The sequence below is a fragment of the Sphingomonas sp. PP-CE-3G-477 genome (genome assembly GCF_003050745.1).
Classification (GTDB): domain Bacteria; phylum Pseudomonadota; class Alphaproteobacteria; order Sphingomonadales; family Sphingomonadaceae; genus Sphingomonas.
This window is the reverse complement of the sequence record NZ_QAOF01000004.1, coordinates 21,479-41,017: the sequence shown is the minus strand read 5'-3', so window position 1 is coordinate 41,017 and position 19,539 is coordinate 21,479. Positions and strand designations below refer to the sequence as shown.

The 19,539-nt window shown below is 67.5% G+C and carries 13 protein-coding genes; 7 read left to right on the top strand and 6 right to left on the bottom strand.

The features are described from left to right. Nucleotides 1-22 precede the first annotated feature (22 nt). From C8J45_RS09630 to C8J45_RS09610, 5 genes are read right to left on the bottom strand one after another with little or no spacing between them, the layout of a single operon-like run. Entirely contained in the window at nucleotides 23-1,657 is a 1,635-nt protein-coding gene (locus tag C8J45_RS09630; protein WP_107963276.1) for a DUF5597 domain-containing protein, read from the bottom strand. An 8-nt stretch (nucleotides 1,658-1,665) separates the two neighbouring features. Then, the gene (gene uxaC / locus C8J45_RS09625; RefSeq protein WP_107963043.1) at nucleotides 1,666-3,078 is read right to left on the bottom strand and encodes a glucuronate isomerase; all 1,413 of its coding nucleotides are present in this window, start codon (nucleotides 3,076-3,078) and stop codon (nucleotides 1,666-1,668) included. Next, complete coding sequence (locus tag C8J45_RS09620; RefSeq protein ID WP_181321181.1) at nucleotides 3,075-4,355, bottom strand: MFS transporter; 1,281 nt, start codon at nucleotides 4,353-4,355, stop codon at nucleotides 3,075-3,077. The genes uxaC and C8J45_RS09620 overlap by 4 nt, the downstream gene beginning before the upstream one ends. A gap of 8 nt (nucleotides 4,356-4,363) precedes the next feature. After that, nucleotides 4,364-5,575 (bottom strand): D-mannonate dehydratase ManD, encoded by a 1,212-nt coding sequence (gene manD, locus C8J45_RS09615; RefSeq protein ID WP_107963042.1) that lies wholly within the window; start codon nucleotides 5,573-5,575, stop codon nucleotides 4,364-4,366. A 10-nt stretch (nucleotides 5,576-5,585) separates the two neighbouring features. Beyond that, the gene (locus tag C8J45_RS09610; RefSeq protein WP_374956439.1) at nucleotides 5,586-7,988 is read right to left on the bottom strand and encodes a glycoside hydrolase family 3 N-terminal domain-containing protein; all 2,403 of its coding nucleotides are present in this window, start codon (nucleotides 7,986-7,988) and stop codon (nucleotides 5,586-5,588) included. A gap of 117 nt (nucleotides 7,989-8,105) precedes the next feature. On the opposite strand from C8J45_RS09610, the gene C8J45_RS09605 reads away from it, so the two are divergent. The 3 genes from C8J45_RS09605 to C8J45_RS09595 all read left to right on the top strand — a co-directional run bounded on the left by C8J45_RS09605 (nucleotide 8,106) and on the right by C8J45_RS09595 (nucleotide 13,668). Then, on the top strand, nucleotides 8,106-10,247 hold the full coding sequence (locus C8J45_RS09605) for an alpha-glucuronidase family glycosyl hydrolase (RefSeq protein WP_107963040.1): 2,142 nt from the start codon (nucleotides 8,106-8,108) through the stop codon (nucleotides 10,245-10,247). Next, entirely contained in the window at nucleotides 10,244-12,400 is a 2,157-nt protein-coding gene (locus C8J45_RS09600; protein WP_107963039.1) for a GDSL-type esterase/lipase family protein, read from the top strand. Before C8J45_RS09605 ends, C8J45_RS09600 begins: the two co-directional genes overlap by 4 nt. A 128-nt stretch (nucleotides 12,401-12,528) precedes the next feature. Further along, complete coding sequence (locus C8J45_RS09595; protein WP_181321180.1) at nucleotides 12,529-13,668, top strand: glycoside hydrolase family 43 protein; 1,140 nt, start codon at nucleotides 12,529-12,531, stop codon at nucleotides 13,666-13,668. A gap of 71 nt (nucleotides 13,669-13,739) precedes the next feature. On the opposite strand, the gene C8J45_RS09590 is transcribed toward C8J45_RS09595, so the two are convergent. Continuing rightward, on the bottom strand, nucleotides 13,740-14,654 hold the full coding sequence (locus C8J45_RS09590) for a LysR family transcriptional regulator (RefSeq protein ID WP_107963037.1): 915 nt from the start codon (nucleotides 14,652-14,654) through the stop codon (nucleotides 13,740-13,742). 86 nt (nucleotides 14,655-14,740) lie between these two features. Here C8J45_RS09590 and C8J45_RS09585 point away from each other — a divergent pair, with 86 nt between their 5' ends. From C8J45_RS09585 to C8J45_RS09570, 4 genes are all read left to right on the top strand, one after another. After that, nucleotides 14,741-15,775 carry an aldo/keto reductase gene (locus tag C8J45_RS09585; RefSeq protein WP_107963036.1) on the top strand — a complete coding sequence of 345 codons (1,035 nt, stop codon included), beginning with the start codon at nucleotides 14,741-14,743 and terminating at the stop codon, nucleotides 15,773-15,775. 11 nt (nucleotides 15,776-15,786) lie between these two features. Further along, nucleotides 15,787-16,980 (top strand): MFS transporter, encoded by a 1,194-nt coding sequence (locus C8J45_RS09580; RefSeq protein WP_107963035.1) that lies wholly within the window; start codon nucleotides 15,787-15,789, stop codon nucleotides 16,978-16,980. A 75-nt stretch (nucleotides 16,981-17,055) separates the two neighbouring features. Further along, nucleotides 17,056-17,823 carry an SDR family oxidoreductase gene (locus tag C8J45_RS09575; RefSeq protein ID WP_107963034.1) on the top strand — a complete coding sequence of 256 codons (768 nt, stop codon included), beginning with the start codon at nucleotides 17,056-17,058 and terminating at the stop codon, nucleotides 17,821-17,823. 108 nt (nucleotides 17,824-17,931) lie between these two features. Then, nucleotides 17,932-19,497 carry a sulfotransferase gene (locus C8J45_RS09570; protein ID WP_258191390.1) on the top strand — a complete coding sequence of 522 codons (1,566 nt, stop codon included), beginning with the start codon at nucleotides 17,932-17,934 and terminating at the stop codon, nucleotides 19,495-19,497. Nucleotides 19,498-19,539: the final 42 nt, after the last annotated feature.

Here is a 19,539-nt window from a genome sequence, read left to right as displayed (position 1 = left end):
GGACCGATCGCTGTCAATAGTTTCAGCGGTAGCGGTAAAGTTTCACTCGCTGAATCTGCCATGCGCCGGCCGGCAGGCTGATATGACGGCCCTGATGAGTCTGGTCGCCGTTGAGCAGCCGACCCGCCACCCACCGCCCCGTAGTGTCGAAACGCCCCTCGTACGCGCTGTCGATACCGGCAAGCCCGGGGCCGTCGCCGATCGGCTTGAAGGTGACGGTGATGCCCTGCCCCGCGACCAGAAACTCTTCCGGTCCGGTCTGGATGATCATCCCGCCATAGCTCGCCATGTCGGGTTTCGCGACCGGCCGCTGGATGTCGGCATAGGCGATCGTGAACCGGTATCCGCCGATGTCGCGCGTCTGCGGTTCGTAGATCACGGTCTCGTCATACAGCACGCGCGGCTTGAACCCCGCCATCCGGTTCGAGCCCTGCGCGGCGAGGATCTGCGGCGAAAGCTGCGCGATCACGTCATAGGCCTTGGCCAGATCGCCCGGCGCATCGTCCGCGGAGTCGATCGAGAACGGGCCGAAGCCGATCGCGTCATGCTCGCCATAGGCATAGAATGCGTTGGCCGGGACAGCCGCATTGTCCGCGTTGTTGGCTTCGGGAATGAACAGCGGGTTGTCCGGGCGTTTGTAGCGGCCGACCAGGTCGACATAGTTCGGAAAATAGATGTCGGGCGCGAGAAAATCGATCGTCGGCGCACCGGCCTTCCAAACGTCGATCAGATGCGGCAACGGCCCGCCGCTCGGATATTCTCCGGGTGCGCGCCCGGGACGGTTGAGCGCGACGTTGACGTACATCGGCATCGGATACGCCGCCTTGCCCGCCGCGGTCAGCTGATCGGCGAAGCGCGCATAATGCCAGGCGGTGAACACTTCGGCGGCCGCATCGCCCGCGCCGAACAGCTCCTCCCACGAGCCTTGCGTCCTTGCTCCTCGCTCGACCCACATCGCGTGCATCTCGGGAACGAGGTTCGCCTGGTGCGCGGTCAGATACCGGACGAGTTCGGTCGGCACCGGCTGGCGGTACGCGGCTTCGGCGAGCGGACCGTAATCGCGGGCAACCGGCAGCATCCCGATCTCGTTCTCGACCTGCATCATCACGACGGTGTTCTGTGTGCCGTCGACCGCCTTCAGATGCGCCATCAGCGCGGCATAGGCGCGCTGGTCCGCCTTCAGCGTCTCGGGCGCGAACGCCGAGAGGATGTCGACGCCCTGCCCGTTCGGTCCGTGCGCGCGCGGAAACCGCGTCTGGTCGCGCTTCACCCAGGCCGGCACATAGGTCGACATCGAATTCTTCCACGCGCCGAACCACAGGATGACGAGCTTCAGGTCGGCGGCGCGCGCATCGCGCAGCATGGTATCCACGGAGGTCCAGTCGAACTGGCCTTCGCGCGGCTCGATCAGTTCCCACGCGACCGGCGCGAGCACGGTGTTGAGGTGCATCGCGCGCAGTTTCTTCCAGTGCGGCGCCATGTACGCCGCGCTGGACGCCGCCGAATTGCTGAGCTCGCCACCGATGATCAGCATCGGCTTGCCACCGACGATCAGCTGCGTCGCGCTACCCTGCTTGCGCAGCGAGGGTGCGTCGGCGAGCGCGGGCGTCGCGACCGAGAGCGCGGTCAGCGCCAGGATCGAAGTGCGCAATGTCATCATGTATCTCACAGCTTGTAGGCATCCTTGACCAGGTCATAGGCGAGCGCGCGGGCGACCTCATGCGCCTCGTCCTCTTCGAGCCGGTGTTCGGCGACGAGTTTGGCGAGGAACGCGCAGTCCATCCGGCGGGCGACGTCGTGGCGCGCGGGGATCGACAGGAAGGCGCGCGTGTCGTCGTTGAAGCCGACCGTGTTGTAGAAGCCGGCGGTTTCGGTCGCGCGTTCGCGAAAGCGGCGCATCCCCTCCGGGCTATCGTGGAACCACCAAGGCGGGCCGAGCCGCAGCGACGGATAATGCCCGGCGAGCGGTGCGAGTTCACGCGCGTAGGTGTCCTCGTCGAGTGTGAAGAGGATCAGCGTGAGCCGGGGATCGTTGCCGAACCGGTCGAGCAGCGGTTTCAGCGCACGGACGAACTCGCCGGGGAGCGGGATGTCGCCGCCCTTGTCGCGACCGAAGCGTGCCAGCACCGATGCGTTGTGGCTGCGCGAGACGGCTGGGTGAAGCTGCATGACCATCCCGTCCTCGACCGACATCGCCGCCATCTCGGTCAGCATCTGCGCGCGGAAGAGTTCGGCGTCGGCGGCGGTCGGCTGCGCCATGACGCGGGCGTAGAGCGCTTCGGCTTCAGCGGGCGTCAGGTCCGCGGTCGCCGCCGACGGGTGGCCGTGATCGGTCGAGGTCGCACCCGCCGCGCGGAAGCGTGCGCGGTGGAAGCGGTGCGCGGCGAGATAGCCCGCATAGCTGCCGACATCGGCGTTCGCGGCCTCGCCGAAGCGGCGGACGTTGGCGGCAAAGCCCGGCGTGTCCGGATCGACGACAGGGTCGGGGCGATAGGCGGTGACGACACGGCCGTTCCAGTCGCTTGCACGGATCGCGGCGTGATGCTCCAGCGGGTCGAGCGGGCTTTCGGTGGTCGCGATCAGTTCGATGCCGAACCGGTCGAACAGCGCGCGTGGGCGGAACTCGGGCGTCTTCAGCGCGGCATCGATCGTGTCGAAATACAGGTCCGCAGTCGCGGGTTCGAGGCGGACATCGATACCGAACGCCTCGGCGAACACCCAGTCGAGCCACATCCGCGACGGCGTGCCGCGGAACAGGGGGTAGTGGCCTGCGAAAATGCGCCAGATTTTCCGCGGATCGGTTTCCGTCGCGCTGCCATCCACCGTCGGGACGCCGAGTGCGTCGAGCGGCACGCCCTGGCTGTAGAGCATGCGAAACACGTAGTGATCGGGGACGATGAGCAGCGAGGCGGGATCGCTGAACGCCTCGTTCCGCGCGAACCATGCCGGATCGGTATGGCCGTGCGGGCTGACGATCGGCAGGTCCTTCACGCCCGCATGCAGCGCGCGCGCGATGTCGCGGGTGCGCGGTTCGTCGGGGAACAGGCGATCGGGATGAAGGCGCAAAGGCTTGGTCATAACAGGCGTTCCGGAGGCACCTGCGCATAGCGCGGCACGATGAGGTGGATGACGGCGAGCGCGACGAGATAGGCGCAGGCCGCGACGATGAAGATCGGCTGGTAGCTGCCGACGGTCTCGAGGATGGTGCCGGCGAACTTCGCCATCAGCATCCCGCCGACCGCGCCCGACAGCCCGCCGAGACCGACGACCGAGCCCGTCGCCCAGCGCGGCAACAGGTCGCCCGGCAGCGCGTAGAGGTTGGCCGAGAATCCCTGGTGTCCGGCGCAGGCGAGGCCGATCATCAGCACCGCCCACCACATGTTCGGCACCTGCGTCGCGAACGCGATCGGCACCGCACATAGTGCGCAGACGAACATCGCGGTTTTCCGCGCCCGGTTGACGCTCTGCCCCCGCCCGATCAGCCGCGACGAGAACCAGCCGCCGGCGACCGAACCGACGTCGGCGAGCAGATACACCGCGATCAGCGGCGGGCCGAATGCCAGCATCGTGATGCCGTATTGCTTGTTGAAGAAATCGGGCAGCCAGAACAGGAAGGTCCACCACACCGGATCGATCAGGAACCGGCCTAGCATGTAGGCCCAGGTCTGGCGCTGGCGCAGCAACGTCTTCCACGCCACCGGCCGACCAGGCTCGACCGGTTCGCTCTCGATATAGGCGAGTTCCTCCGGCGTGACCCTGGGATGCTCGCGCGGGCGACGATAGAAGCCGAGCCAGGCGACCAGCCAGATGACGGTCAGCAGCCCGGTCAGGATGAATGCCCAGCGCCAGCCCATCGTCACCGCGATGATCGGCACCACCAGCGGGGTCAGGATCGCGCCGACGTTCGAGCCTGCGTTGAAGATGCCGATCGCCAGCGCGCGCTCGCGCCGGGGAAACCATTCGTTGGTCGCCGCGATCGCCGCGGGGAACGTCCCCGCCTCGCCGAGCGCGAGCGGGATCCGCGCCAGGATCATGCCGCCGGTCGACGTGAAGAACACGTGCGCGACATGGCCTAGCGTCCACAACGTCACCGCCAGCGCATAGCCGACGCGCGCGCCGACGCGGTCGATCAGCCGGCCGAACACGACGTAGCTGAGGCCGTAGGCGGCCTGAAACCAGATGGCGAGATCGGCATAGCCCGTCTCGCTCCAGCCGTAGCGGACCTGCAGATCGGGCTTGAGCGTCGGCAGGACGAGCCGGTCGATATAGCTCAGCACCACCGCCGCGAACAGCAGCGCGCAGACGATCCAGCGGATCCGACCGCGCGGCTTGTCGATCACGGGAGCGGCCGTCACGTCGCCGCTCACCAGTTGCACAACGTGCCGTCTTCCAGTCGCGCGACCGGAAGATAGGCGCGTTTATAGTCGTAGGTCGCCGCGAGATCCTCGTCGAGGTCGACGCCCAACCCCGGCGCTTCCCCCGGATGCATCATACCGTCGTCGAAGCTGTACGCGTGCGGGAAGACAGCATCGGTCTCGTCGGTGTGCGGCATATGCTCCTGCACGCCGAAATTGGGCACCGACAGCCCGAAATGCAGCGCCGCCGCCATCGCCACCGGCGACAGGTCGGTGGCGCCGTGACAGCCGGTCCGCACCTGATACAGGTCCGCGAGCGACGCGATCCGGCGCAGATGCGTGATACCGCCGGCATGCACGACGGTCGCGCGGATATAGTCGATCAGCTGGTTCTGGATCAGGTCCTTCGCGTCCCAGATCGAATTGAACACCTCGCCGACCGCGATCGGCGTCGTCGTGTGGTGGCGGATCAGCTTGAACGCCTCCTGGTTCTCGGCCGGCGTCGGGTCCTCGATCCAGAACAGATTATACGGCTCGAGCGCCTTGCCGAGCCGCCCCGCCTCGATCGGCGTCAGCCGGTGGTGGATGTCGTGGAGCAGGTGAACATCCCACCCCATCGCCTCGCGCGCCGCCTTGAACAGTTCGGGGACGACGCGAAGGTATTTCTCGGTCGACCACACGCTCTCGCTCGGCAGGTCGGCATCGGCCGGTTCGTAGCGCGCGCCGTGCTTGGCGACGCCGTAGGTCGAGGCGAGCCCCGGTACGCCGCACTGCAGCCGGATCGCCTTGTATCCCTTTGCCTGCTCGGCCTTCGCGACCGCGATCGTGTCCTCGATCGTCGTGCCGTTGGCGTGCGCGTAGACCATGCACGCATCGCGCGCCGCGCCGCCGAGCAACTGGTACACCGGCATCCCCGCGAGCTTGCCCTTGATGTCCCACAGCGCCGTGTCGACCGCAGCAATCGCCGCCATCGTCACCGGGCCGCGGCGCCAGTACGCGCCCTTGTAGAGATACTGCCAGACGTCCTCGATCCGGTGCGCGTCGCGGCCGATCAGACAGGGCACGACGTGGTCGGTCAGGTAGCTGGCGACGCTCAGCTCGCGGCCATTGAGCGTGGCGTCGCCGAGCCCGGTGATACCATCGTCGCATTCGATCTTCAGCGTGACAAAATTGCGCCCCGGACAGGTGACGATGACGCGGGCGGAGACGATCTTGGGCATAAGCGGTCCCTCAGGCGATTTCGAGAATGGCGGTCTTGAGATGTGCGGAATCGGGTCCGACCGAGATGTCGAACAGGCCCGGCTCGACGACCTCGCGCATGTTTATGTCGAAGAACCGGAATGCGTCGGGGCCGAGCGCGAACTGCACGGTCTTGCGCTCGCCGGGCGCCAGCATGACGCGCTCGAACCCCTTCAGTTCGATGATCGGTCGCGCGACCGACGAGACCTGATCGCGCACGTAGAGCTGCACCACTTCGTCGCCGGCGCGCTGCCCGATATTCGTCACGTCGACCGCGACCGTGACGGTCCCGGCGATCCCGATCTTCGGCGCAGACAGGCGCGGCGTGCCGATCTCGAATTTGGTGTAGCTGAGCCCGAACCCGAACGGGAACAGCGGCGCGGTGGTGTCGAACAGATAGCCGCGGCGCGCGGACGGCTTCGCGTCGTAGAACACCGGCAACTGACCCGTGGAGCGCGCGACCGTCACGGGCAGCTTGGCGCCCGGATTGATATCACCGAACAGCGCCTCGGCGATCGCGGTGCCGCCTTCCTGTCCGACATACCAGCATTCGAGCAACGCGTTCGCGCTCTCGACCGCGGTCGGCCAGGATGGCGGACGGCCGTTGATCGCGACGATCACGACGGGCTTGCCGGTCGCCTTCATCGCCGCGAACAGCGCATTCTGTTCGCCGAGCAGGTCCAGGCTGGTGCGATCGCCGAGATGCGTCTTGGCATAGCCCTCGCGGCTGGTCTGTTCGGTGTCGCCGATCGCGAGCAGGATGACGTCGGCGCTCTTCGCCACCTCGACTGCCTCGGCGATCAGCTGGCGGTTCTTCGCAGGGTCGGCGAGCAGCACCTCGTTGGCGGAGCGATCCTCGTTCTGGGTGATGAACACGCCCTGCGCATGGACCACCTCCGCCTTGCCCTTCAGCCGCGCGCGCACGCCGTCGAGCAGCGAGACGGTCGCCTTGGGGATCGACGAATAGCCGCCGAGTCGCGCGATCGCCGCATTGGGACCGATCACCGCGACCGTCTTGTGTGCGCCCGCCGTCAGCGGCAGCGTGCCGTCGTTGACGAGCAGCGCGATCGAGCGTCGCGCCGCCTCCAGCGCCAGTGCGCGCGCCTCGGCATTGCCGGTCAGCCGCGCGGCCTCCTTCGGATCGACGATCGGCTGTTCGAACATGCCCGACCGGACCTTCATCGTCAGCATCCGTCGGCACGCCTCGTCGACCGCCTCGACCGACACTTTCCCTGCGCGCACCTGGTCCGCAAGCGAACGATAGGCCTCGCCGTCGGGCAGGTCGGAATCGACGCCCGCCGCCAACGCGAGACGGGCCGCGGCGTCGCGATCGACCGCGATGTGGTGCAGCGAGGCAAGCTCGCCGATCGCGGCATAATCGCTGACGATCGCGCCATCGAAGCCCCATTCGCCGCGCAGCACGTCGTGCAGCAACCAGCGATTGGCGTGGCTGGGGACGCCGTCGATCTCGTTGTACGAGGGCATCACCGCGCCGATCCCGGTGCGCGCGACGACAGCCCGGAAAGGCGGGAAGAAATTCTCGCGCAGTTCGCGTTCGGCGATCGGTGCGGGCGCGACGTTCTCGCCGCTTTCGGGCTGGCCGTGCCCGGTCATGTGCTTCAGCGTCGCGAACACCTTGCCCGGCGCCAGCGTCTTGCCGTCACCCTGCAGGCCGATCACCGCGGCGACACCCATTTCACCGCAAAGATACGGGTCTTCGCCGAACGTCTCCTCGATCCGGCCCCAGCGCGGATCGCGCGCGATGTCGACGACCGGCGACAGCGCCAGCACGGTGCCGTGCGCGCGAACCTCGCGCGCAATCACCGCGTTCACACGGCGGACGAGGTCGCGGTCGAACGATCCGGCCAGCGCGATCGCCTGCGGAAAGCTCGTCGCTTCGGGCGCCATGAAGCCGTGCAGCGCCTCCTCGTGGAACAGGATCGGAATACCGAGCCGGCTGCGAGTCGTCGCCCAACGCTGCGCCGCGTTGACGAAGGCGATCGTATCGGCGGGCGCGCGCCAGCGACCGGTGACGTCGGTGCCGGTGTTGGCGGCGGTCGCGGCACCCCCGCGATCGGACGGCCGCGCGATCTGGCCGATGCCGTTCGGATAGGCGGTATCGGCGCGCGCGGGATCGAATTTCAGCGCCGCGTCCATCACCTGCCGCTTGGTGGTCGACAGCGTGATCAACTGCGCGACCTTCTCGTCGAGCGTCATCCGGGACAGCAGATCGCGCACCCGCAGATCGACCGGTGCACGCGCATCCCTGTAGATCGCGGGCGCTGCCGCGGCGCACGCAATACCGGGTGTCAGGGCTGCGACCGAGGCGGTTCCCAGCCAGCCGAGCACGCTGCGGCGGTTGGTCGCGATCGAGGCGATTGTGTTGCCGGACACCCTGTTCTCCTGTCTTGAAACGCGGCATTGCTGTCGATGCCGTCGTCGTGATAGCGATAACATGTCCGACAAACAGAACCGTTGTCAATGCGCGGTCGGTCGGCGGGAGAGGAAAGAATGACGCTATTCGGCAAGCTCGTCGTCGCGATCACGATGATCGTCATGGGGACCACCGCGGCGCAGGCGGAGGACGGGTACGACCTCTGGATGCGCTATCGCCCGCTCGCGGCGACGCAGGCCGGCGCGCTGAACCGAAGCGTGCAATCGATCGAACGCAGGGGCGACACGCCGACGCTCCGCGTTGCCGCCGACGAAGTCCGCCGCGGGATCGCCGGGCTGTCCGGGCACGCAGTCGGCGACGGCGCGAGCGCGCATCCGATCGTGCTGGCGACCGCGACGGACCGCGACGTCGCCGCACTCCGCCTGCCGCTCACGACGCTGGGCGACGAAGGCTATATCGTTTGCGCGACAACGATCGGCGGCAAGCGCGCAACGCTGGTGACCGCGAACACCGATCGCGGCGTGCTGTACGGCAGCTTCGCGCTGCTGCGGTACGTCCAGACCGGCGGCAGTCTCGACCGCATCGACCTGACGTCCGCGCCCCGCGTGAAACTGCGCGTGCTGAACCATTGGGACAATCTGGATGGCGTCGTCGAGCGCGGCTATGCCGGCGTGTCGCTGTGGGACTGGTGGACGCTCCCCGATCTCCGCGATCCGCGCTACACCGATTACGCGCGCGCCAATGCCTCGATCGGGATCAACGGCACCGCCCTGAACAACGTCAACGCGAAGGCCGAAAGCCTGACGCCGCGCTATATCGCGAAGGCGGCGGCGCTGGCGGACGTGTTCCGGCCGTACGGGATCAAGGTGTACCTCTCCGCACGGTTTTCGGCACCGATCGAACTCGGTGGCCTCAAGACCGCCGACCCGCTCGATCCGCAGGTCGCGGCATGGTGGAAGGCGAAGACCGACGAGATCTATCGCAGCATCCCCGATTTCGGCGGCTTCCTGGTCAAGGCGAACAGCGAGGGCCAGCCGGGTCCGCGCGATTATCACCGCAGCCATGCCGACGGCGCCAACATGCTCGCCGCCGCGGTCGCGCCGCATGGCGGGATCGTGATGTGGCGCGCGTTCGTCTATGCAGAGACCGATCCCGACGACCGCGCGAAACAGGCGTACACCGAGTTCAAGCCGCTCGACGGCAAGTTCGCCAGCAACGTCATCGTCCAGGTCAAGAACGGCGCGATCGATTTCCAGCCGCGCGAGCCGTTCCATCCGCTGTTCGGCGCGATGCCGAAGACGCCGCTGATGATCGAATTCCAGATCACCAAGGAATATCTCGGCTTCGCGACGCACCTCGCCTATCTCGGGCCGCTGTTCGCGGAGACGCTGGCGAGCGAGACGATGCGATCGCCCGGCGAGACCGTCGCGAAGGTCGTCGACGGGTCTGAGGGCCACACGCTGACCGGGATGGCGGGCGTCGCGAACATCGGGCGCGACCGAGACTGGGCGGGCTCCACCTTCAACCAGGCGAACTGGTACGCATTCGGACGGATGGCGTGGGATCCGACGCTTGGTGCCGCCCCTGTTGCGCGCGAATGGGCGGCGATGACCTTCGCCCCTTCGCCCGCCGTCGTCGATCCCGTCACGCGCATGATGATGGGATCGCGCGAGGCGGTGGTCGATTACATGACCCCGCTCGGTCTCGCGCACGTCATGGCGACGGGGCATCACTATGGCCCCGGCCCGTGGATCGCGGACCTCAAGCGCCCCGAATGGAACCCGGTCTATTACCACCGCGCCGACAAGGCCGGGATCGGCTTCGACCGGACGAAAACGGGGAGCGACGCGGTCGCGCAATACGCACCCGATCTCGCCCGCCGGCTCGCCGACCCGGCGACGACACCAGAGCGTGAACTGCTGTGGTTCCACCATGTGCCGTGGGATCGGCGGATGGCGTCGGGGCGGATCCTGTGGGCGGAAATGGTCCATGATTATGACGCCGGCGTCGGCTATGTCGGCGACATGCGTAGACAATGGGATGGCCTGAAGACGCAGATCGACGCGGGACGCTGGGACAAGACCGCGACGTATCTGGCGATCCAGGAACGCGAGGCGCGATGGTGGCGCGATGCGAGCCTGTCCTATTGGATGTCGGTCAACCGCCGGCCGCTTCCGGTGGGTACGCGCGCACCCGAACACGATCTGGCCTGGTACAAGGCGCAGAACTTTCCGTACGCGCCAGGCAATCCGCAATGACTCGCGGATCGAGCCCATTGCGGCTGAAGCGGTGGCCGGCGGCGCTGATCCTCAGCGCGTTGATCGTGACCGGCGCAGGCGCACGCGACGCCGTTCCCGCTCGCCTTGAACCACATTGGATCGCGAGTTGGGGCTCGTCGCAGATGATCGCCGAGGGCGAGAATGCACTCCAAGCCGACCGTGCGGGCGCGATCACCTTGCGGCAAGTGGTGCGGCTGTCCGCGGGCGGCGCGCGCATCCGCGTTCGCCTGTCCAACGCGTTCGGCACGCGCCCGCTCGCGATCGGCGGCGCGCACGTCGCGCGGTCGGTCGCGCCCGGCACGCCGCAGATCGAGGGAGGCGCACGGCTGACCTTTTCGGGACGCGCCGATGCAGTGATCCCGGCCGGAGCGGAGATCTATTCGGATTCGGTCGCGTTCCCGGTTGCGCCCGGCGCAGACCTCGCCGTGAGCCTGTACCTGCCGGACGCCGCCAGCCCGCAGACCGGCCATCCCGGTGCGCGCGCGACAAGCTTCACGCTCGCCGGCGATCATGTCGACGCCGCGACGCTGGCCGGCGCGACGTCGACGACGCGCTGGTATGCACTGGCCGATATCGAGGTCTCGGGCGCCGCGAATGCCGGGACGATCGTCGCGATCGGCGATTCGATCACCGACGGCTACGGCGTGAAGCCCGAGCGCAACAACCGCTGGCCCGACGTGTTGGCGCAGAGACTACGCGCGCGACCGGCAACGCAGGCGATCGGCGTCGTCAATGCCGGGATCGGGGGCAATCGCATGCTGCTCGACGGGCTCGGCCCCAATCTGCTCGCCCGCTTCGACCGCGACGTGATCGCGCGCAGCGGCGTGCGCTGGGCGATCGTGCTGGAAGGCGTCAACGATCTCGGCGTCCTCACCCGCGACGCCCCCGCCACCCCTGCGCAGCACGCCGCGATCGTCGCGCAGATGACGGCGGGGTACGCGCAGCTCGTCGCGCGCGCACACGCTCACGGGATCAAGGTCATCGGCGGCACGGTGATGCCGTTCGGCGGCAACGACTATTATCATCCGGGCGCCGTTAACGAGGCCGACCGTCAGGCGGTCAACCGCTTCATCCGCACGTCGGGCGTGTTCGACTCGGTGATCGACTTCGACCGGCTGATGCGCGATCCCGCGCATCCCGACCGGCTCGCCCCCGCCTATGATTCCGGCGATCATCTCCACCCGTCCGAGGCCGGATATCGAATCATGGGGGAGGCCGTACCGCTGGCGTTGTTCGACGGTAACGCGTCGACTTCGCGCGCGGGAATCGGGGCTGCGGGTCGCGTGGCGGTCGCACCGGCCGGCGATCGGCGTCCTGCGATCGCGCTGACCTTCGACGACATCCCGGCGCACGGACCGCTCGCGCCCCGCCAGACGCGCGTCGGCGTGATCCGCGACATCACCGCTGCATTGGCGAAGGCAAAGGCACCCGCGTTCGGTTTCCTCAACGCCGGGTTCGGGCTCGACGCGCCCGACGATGCCGCACGCGCGATCGCCGCGTGGCGCGCCGCCGGACTGCCGCTCGGCAACCACACCTATTCGCACGTCAATCTCGACCAGGTCGGTGCCCCCGCCTTCGCCGCCGAGGTGACGCGCAACGAAGCCGCGCTGGCCGCCGCAGCAAAGGGCACGGACTGGCACTGGTTCCGGTATCCGTTCCTAGCGGAGGGCAGCACGCCGGCACTACGCGACGCCGCACGGACAGCGTTGCACGAACGCGGCTACCGTGCCGCCGCGGTGACGATGAGTTTCAACGACTTCAAATGGAACCCGGTCTATGCCGCCTGCGCGGTCAAGCGCGATACCGCCGCCATCCAGGCGCTTGAGGCCAGCTTCCTCGCCGACGCCCGCGCCGCCGCGTTGGCCGCACGCGCGCGCGCGCAGACGCAGGTCGGACGCGACATCCCCTATGTCCTGCTGATGCATGTCGGCGCGTTCGACGCGCGCATGCTGCCGCGCCTGCTCGCGCTCTACCGCGACATGGGCTTCCGGTTCGTGACGTTGCAGGATGCCGAAGCCGATCCTTATTACGCCAGCGCAACCGACCTGTCGCTACCGGGACCGACACCCGCGCTGGCCGGACCGCCGTCCGCGCCCGCCCTTGCCGGACCGCCTGCCGACCTCTGCCTCTGACCACCCGGACCGGCGCCGCCGATCAGCGCTTGCCGGTGTCCGCGGCCGTGATATGATAGCGCTATCTCTCCACATCCGTGGACCACAGATCTCATAGAAGATCGTTTATCAGGAAGGATCGAAAGGCCATGCGCCTCCGTATACCCGGCCATATCCCCGCCCTAGTCGTCGCGTTGCCCGTGATGATCGCCTCCGGCATCGCGATCGCCCAAACCACCAAGGCGCCCGCCAAGACGCCCGCCGCAACAGTGCGTGCCGCCAAGGCCGAACCGCGCAGTCCCGACGGCAAGCGCTATCTGGCGCAGCCCCTGGTCACCAAGATCTTCGCGGCGGACCCGTCCGCGCATGTCTTCAACGGCAGGATCTACGTCTATCCCAGCCACGACGTCGATGCGGGGATCCCCGACGACGATCTCGGCAACCAATATGCGATGCACGATTACCGCGTGCTGAGCATGGATCGCCCCGGCGGCCCGGTGACGATCCATCCGGTCGGCATCGACGTGAAGCAGATCCCCTGGGCCTCGAAGCAGACCTGGGCACCCGACGCCGCGTACAAGAACGGCATTTATTATCTCTACATGCCCGCGCGCGACAAACAGGGCGTGTTCCGGATCGGCGTCGCCACCTCGAAATCGCCGACCGGCCCGTTCAAGGCGGAAGCGCTGCCGATCCGCGGCAGCTTCTCGATCGATCCGGCGGTGTTCAGCGATACGACCGGCGAGAGCTACATGTATTTCGGCGGCATCTGGGGCGGCCAGCTCCAGCGCTGGGCAACCGGCAAGTTCGACCCGAACGGCGGTGATACCGACCTCAAGCAGGACGACAAGCCTGCCCTCGCGCCCAAGGTCGCACGGATGTCCGCGGACATGAAGCAGTTCGCCGAAGCGCCACGCGACGTCCGGATCGTCGACGAAGCCGGCAAACCGATCCTCGGCGGCGACCACGACCGACGCTTCTTCGAGGCGTCATGGATGTTCAAGCGCGGCGGCAAATACTATTTCACCTACTCGACTGGCGACACGCACTTCATCGCCTACGCGGTCGGCGACAATCCCTATGGTCCGTTCCGCTATACCGGCCATATCATGACGCCGGTGCAGGGCTGGACCACGCATCACTCGATCATCGCGTTCAAGAACCGCTGGTGGCTGTTCTATCACGACACGCAGCTGTCGAATAAGAACCACCTCCGCTCCGCCAAGATGACCGAATTGTCGTTCAACGCCGACGGCACGATCCAGCAGATCGATCCGTTCAAGGACTGACGCGGAACCGGGGAGCGTTCGCGCAGCCAGTTGCCGCCTCGTTCGTCATGACGACGGCAGGCGCCGAAAATTCACGCGCTCAGGCCTGGCTGCGCGGCGAGGAAATCGACGAAGGCGCGGACGCGAGCGGGGACGTTCGTGCCGCCGACGAAGACCGCGTGGATCTGCTCGACGTCGCCCGGATTATACGCTTCGAGCACCGCCACCAATCGGCCCGCGGCGATATCGTCGACCACGCTGAAGGCGCCGACGCGCGCCAGGCCGACGCCGGCGGCGGCGAGCTGGCCAAGCGTCTCGCCGTTGTTCGCTTCGATATTGCCCCGTACCGACAGCGCGATCGCCTGTCCGTCGCGGCGGAACGGCCAGACCGGCTCGACCCGGCGGAAGTTGAAGTTGAGGCAATTGTGACGGTGCAGGTCTTCGGGCTGCGTCGGCGTGCCCCAGCGTGCCAGATAGTCCGGCGACGCGACGATCACGCGACCGCTCTCGCCGATCTTGCGGGCCGTCAGCAGGCTGTCGGCGAGCGGACCGAAGCGGATCGCGACGTCCGCCTGCCCCGCGGCGATATCGACGATGGCGTCGGTCAGCGCGAAATCGAGCACGATATGGGGGTGGAGGCGGACGAATTCGCCGAGCAGCGGGACGATGCAGAGCCGCCCGTGCGACAGCGCGGCGCTGATCCGCAGCCGTCCGCGGGGTGAGCCCTGATCGGCGAGCTGCTGTTCGGCATCGTCGAGGTCGGCAAGGATACGCCGCGCAGTCTGAAGATAGACCTGGCCCTCCGCGGTCGGTGTCAGCGCGCGCGTCGAGCGCAGCAACAGCCGGACGCCAAGCCGCGCTTCGATCCGGTCGATCGAGCGCGCGACCGCCGACGGGGTCAGTCCGAGCGCGCGTCCCGCCCCCGAGAAACTGCCCGCGCGCATGACTGCCGCGAAGATCTCCAACGCGCGGGCACGATCGGCGCCCATGGGCATCTTTGCGTCCATGTCAAAAATCCTTCGCTGTCATGCGGACTAATCCGCGGGAGCGCGACGGTCCATCTATGCCTCGACGCATAGATCGGGATACGCACATGGACTATCGGCAATTGGGATCTTCGGGCCTGCGCGTACCGGCGCTAAGCTTCGGCACCGCGACCTTCGGCGGCACCGGCCCCTTGTTCGGCGCGTGGGGACGCAGCGACGACGTCGAGGCACGGCGGCTGGTCGATGTTTGCCTGGAAGCGGGCGTGACGCTGTTCGATACCGCCGACGTCTATTCGAACGGCGCCTCGGAGTCCGTACTCGGCGCGGCGATCGAGGGCCGCCGCGATCAGGTCCTGATTTCGACCAAGACCGGCCTGCCGATGGGCGATGGCCCGCAGGATTGGGGTGCATCGCGTGCCCGCCTGATCCGCGCGGTCGAGGATTCCTTGCGGCGGCTGGGGACCGATTACATCGACCTGCTCCAGCTTCATGCGTTCGATGCGTCGACCCCCGCAGAGGAAGTGATGGCCACGCTCGACATGCTGATCGGCGCGGGGAAGGTGCGGTATGCGGGCGTGTCGAACTATCCGGGCTGGCAGGTGACGAAGGCGCAGGGCATCGCCGACCGTCACGGCTGGCCGCGCCTCGTCGCGCATCAGGTCTATTACTCGCTGATCGGCCGCGCCTATGAGGCGGACCTCATGCCGATGGGTGTCGACCAGGGCGTCGGTGCGCTGGTGTGGAGTCCGCTGGGCTGGGGCCGCCTGACGGGCAAGATCGGACGCGACCGGCCGATCCCGGCGGGCAGCCGCCTGCACGACACCGAACAGTTCGCGCCGCCGGTCGAGACCGAGCATCTGTACCGCGTGATCGACGCGCTGGAGGCTGTCGCGGTGGAGACGGCCAAGAGCGTGCCGCAAGTCGCGATCAACTGGCTGCTGCGCCGCCCGACGGTCGCGTCGGTGATCATCGGCGCGCGCAACGAAGCGCAGTTGCGCGACAACCTGGGCGCAGTCGGCTGGGAATTGTCGGTGGAACAGGTCGCCGCGCTCGATGCGGCGAGCGACGTTCTGCCGCCTTATCCACACACCCCGTACCGCCAGCAGGAAGGGTTCGCCCGCCTGAACCCTTCGCTGGTTTGAGGAACGACATCATGAAGTTCAATCCCGGCCTGCTGGCCCTGTCCGTCGGTGCGTTCGGCATCGGCGTGACCGAATTCGCACCGATGGGGCTGCTGCCCGTCATCGCGCAGGATCTCGGCGTCTCGATCCCGACCGCGGGGCTGCTGATCAGTGCCTATGCGCTCGGCGTCGTCATCGGTGCGCCGCTGATGACGTTGACCACCGGACGCGTGCCCCGGCGGACGCTGCTGATCGCACTCGCCGGCATCTTCACGATCGGCAACCTGCTCGCGGCGGTGTCGACCGGATACGGCATGCTGATGGCGGCGCGGATTCTGACCTCGTTCAACCACGGCGCGTTCTTCGGCGTCGGGTCGGTCGTCGCGGCCAGCCTCGTGCCGGCGGAGCGGCGCGCGGGCGCGGTGGCGGCGATGTTCATGGGGCTGACGATCGCCAACGTCGTCGGCGTGCCGCTCGCGACCTGGGCGGGCGATCATCTCGGCTGGCGCGCGTCGTTCTGGGGTGTTTCGGCACTCGGCGTGGCGACGATGGCGGCGCTGCGGCTGACGTTGCCGGCTTTGCCCGCCCCCGAGGGCAGCGACGCGGTGGCGGAACTGCGCGTGCTGGCTCGCGGACCGGTGCTGGGCGCGCTCGGCCTGACCGTCATCGGTGCGAGCGCGATGTTCACCGTCTTCACCTACATCACGCCGATCCTGCGCGAGGTCACGCACGCCTCGCTCGGCTACGTCACCGCGATGCTGGTGACGTACGGCCTGGGGCTGACGCTCGGCAACTGGCTGGGCGGACGGTTCGCCGATCGCTCGGTCGACCGCACGTTGATCGTCACGCTCGCCTCGCTCACGGCAATCCTCCTAGCGTTCGCGGTGCTGATGCCGTTCAAGGTACCGACGGCGATCCTGATATTCCTCTGGGGCATCGCCAGCTTTGCGCTCGTCCCGCCACTACAGATCCGCGTGATGCACGCCGCGGCGGACGCGCCCAACCTCGCTTCCGCGATGAACATCGGTGCGTTCAATCTCGGCAACGCGATCGGCGCAGCGGTCGGCGGCGGCGTGATCGCAGCAGGGTTCGGGTATCCGGCCGTCGCGGTGGCAGGAGCCGTCGCGTCGGCGCTGGGGCTGATCGCGGTCATCGTCAGCGTTCGCAGGAATATCGCGCGTAGTCAGCGCCATCCGGCTTCGGCGGATACGGTCGAGGCTATGTAGAAGCCGACCCGCGATGGACGGGGACCGAACGCGCATCGCCTGCGTTGTACGGCCGCTATCATCAGGAGATGCGTCATGAACCCGACCGGCAACACCATCCTCATCACCGGCGGTGGGTCGGGTATCGGCGCCGCGCTGGCGCAGCGTCTCCACGATGCCGGCAACGCGGTGATCGTTGCCGGCCGGCGCCAGGAGGCGCTCGACGAGACGATCGCGGGGCGGGAAAACATGCGCGCGATGACGCTCGACATCGACGATCCCGCCGCGATCGAGGACTTCGCGCGGCGCCTCGTCGTCGACCATCCCGCACTCAACGTGCTGGTCAACAATGCCGGCATCATGAAACTGGAGGACATCTCGACGCAACGCGATCTGGCGGATGCGGAAGCGACGATCGTCACCAATCTGCTGGGGCCGATCCGGTTGACCAATGCGCTGGTCGACCATCTCGCGGCGCAGTCCGGCGGCACGATCATCAACCTGACGTCGGGACTGGCTTATGTCCCGTTGACCGCAGCGCCGACCTATTCGGCGACCAAGGCGGCGATCCATTCCTACACCGTCTCCTTGCGTCGCGCTCTGGACGGCAAGGTCGAGGTGATCGAGATCGTGCCCCCCGGCGTCCAGACCGGGCTGACGCCCGGGCAGGAGACGCGACCTGGCTATATGCCGCTGGAGGCGTTCGCGGACGAGGTCATGGCGCTCTGGACGCAGCAGCCGACGCCGAGCGAGATCCTCGTCGAACGCGTACGCCCCTTACGCAACGCCGAAGCCGATCACCGCTTTCCGGAGGCCGTGGCGCAGTTCAACGAGATGGCGGAACGCGCAAGACGCGGCGGCTGATCCCGTATCGATGTCCGGTCCGTCGATGATCCAGCGGACCGGATCGAGCGTGGGCGAACGGGTCGTCGACCGCTTGACGATCCCGTGGTTCAGCCCGAGTGTCGCGCGATGGTGCCCGCTCCGAAACCCCGCTGGCCGAGCGACCTCATGCAGGCCGCGCTCGCACTCCACGACAACCAGCTTCACGTCGCCGAGCCGCTGCTGAAGGCGTATCTCAAGCGCGATCCGTTCGATGCACGCGCGATCCGGATGTTGGCCGAACTGGCGGGTCGGATCGGGCGATACAAGGATGCCGAAGCGTTGTTGCGTCGTGCGGTCGAGCTGGCGCCCGACTTCACCGCAGCGCGCGCGAACCTTGCGCTCGTCCTGTACCGCCAGAATCGTGCGCCCGAGGCACTGACGCTGCTCGACGCCGTGATCGCCGACGAACCCGACAATCCCGGACATGCCAATTTGAAGGCTGCAGCCCTCGGCCGGCTGGGCGGGTTCGAGGACGCGATCGCGCTGTACGAGAAGGTGCTTAACGATGCGCCGGGCCAGCCGCGCGTGTGGTTGAGCTATGGCCATATGCTGAAGACCGTCGGCCGCCGCGACGACGGTATCGCCGCGTATCGCCGCGCGTTGTCGCTGTTGCCGACGCTCGGCGATGCGTGGTGGAGCCTCGCCAACCTCAAGACGGTGCGGTTCGACTATGCCGACATCGCAGCGATGGAGGCCGCGCTCGCGCGCGACGACCTGGACGTCGAAGACCGCTTCCACCTCGACTTCGCCCTCGGCAAGGCGTTCGAGGATCGGCGCGATCCGGTGCGCTCGTTCGCGCATTACGACGCCGGCAACGCGCTGCGCCGGACCCGGATCGTGTACGACGCCGACGAAACCAGCGCGTTCGTCGATCGCAGCATCGCGGTGCTGACGCCTGCGTTCCTCGACGCACGCCGCGGCCAAGGTTGCGATGCGCCCGACCCGATCTTCGTCCTGGGCATGCCGCGCGCAGGATCGACGCTGATCGAACAGATCCTCGCCAGCCACAGCCTCGTCGAGGGCACCACCGAACTCCCGGACATGCCCGCGCTCGCCCGCCGCATCGCCGACTATCCCGACGGTCTCGCCACCCTCTCCGCCGATGCGCTGCGTGAGATCGGTGAGGGCTATCTGCGTCGTGCGGCGATCCAACGGCGCACCGATCGTCCGTTCTTCATCGACAAGCTGCCCAACAACTGGGCCCATGTCGCGCTGATCCACCTCGCGCTGCCCAATGCGCGGATCGTCGACGCACGCCGTGATCCGCTCGACTGTTGCTTCTCGAACTTCAAGCAGCACTACGCGCGGGGGCAGACGTTCAGCTACGCGCTCGATGATCTCGGTCGCTATTACCGCGACTATGTCCGGCTGATGTCGCATGTCGACGCAGTGTTGCCGGGTCGCGTCCACCGCGTCGATCACGAAGCGCTGCTGGAGAACACCGAAGCCGAAGTCCGCGCGCTGCTGGCCGCTTGCGGCTTGGCGTTCGAGCCCGCCTGCCTCGCCTTCCACGAGACCGAGCGTGCGGTCCGCACCGCGAGTTCCGAACAGGTCCGCCGGCCGATCAACCGCGACGGCGTCGATGCCTGGCGTCCCTATGACCAGTGGCTCGGGCCGCTGCGATCCGCACTGGGACTTGCTGCTACGACCTGACCAGTGGCGAAAACGTCACGGATGCGTCATAAAATGTTTCTC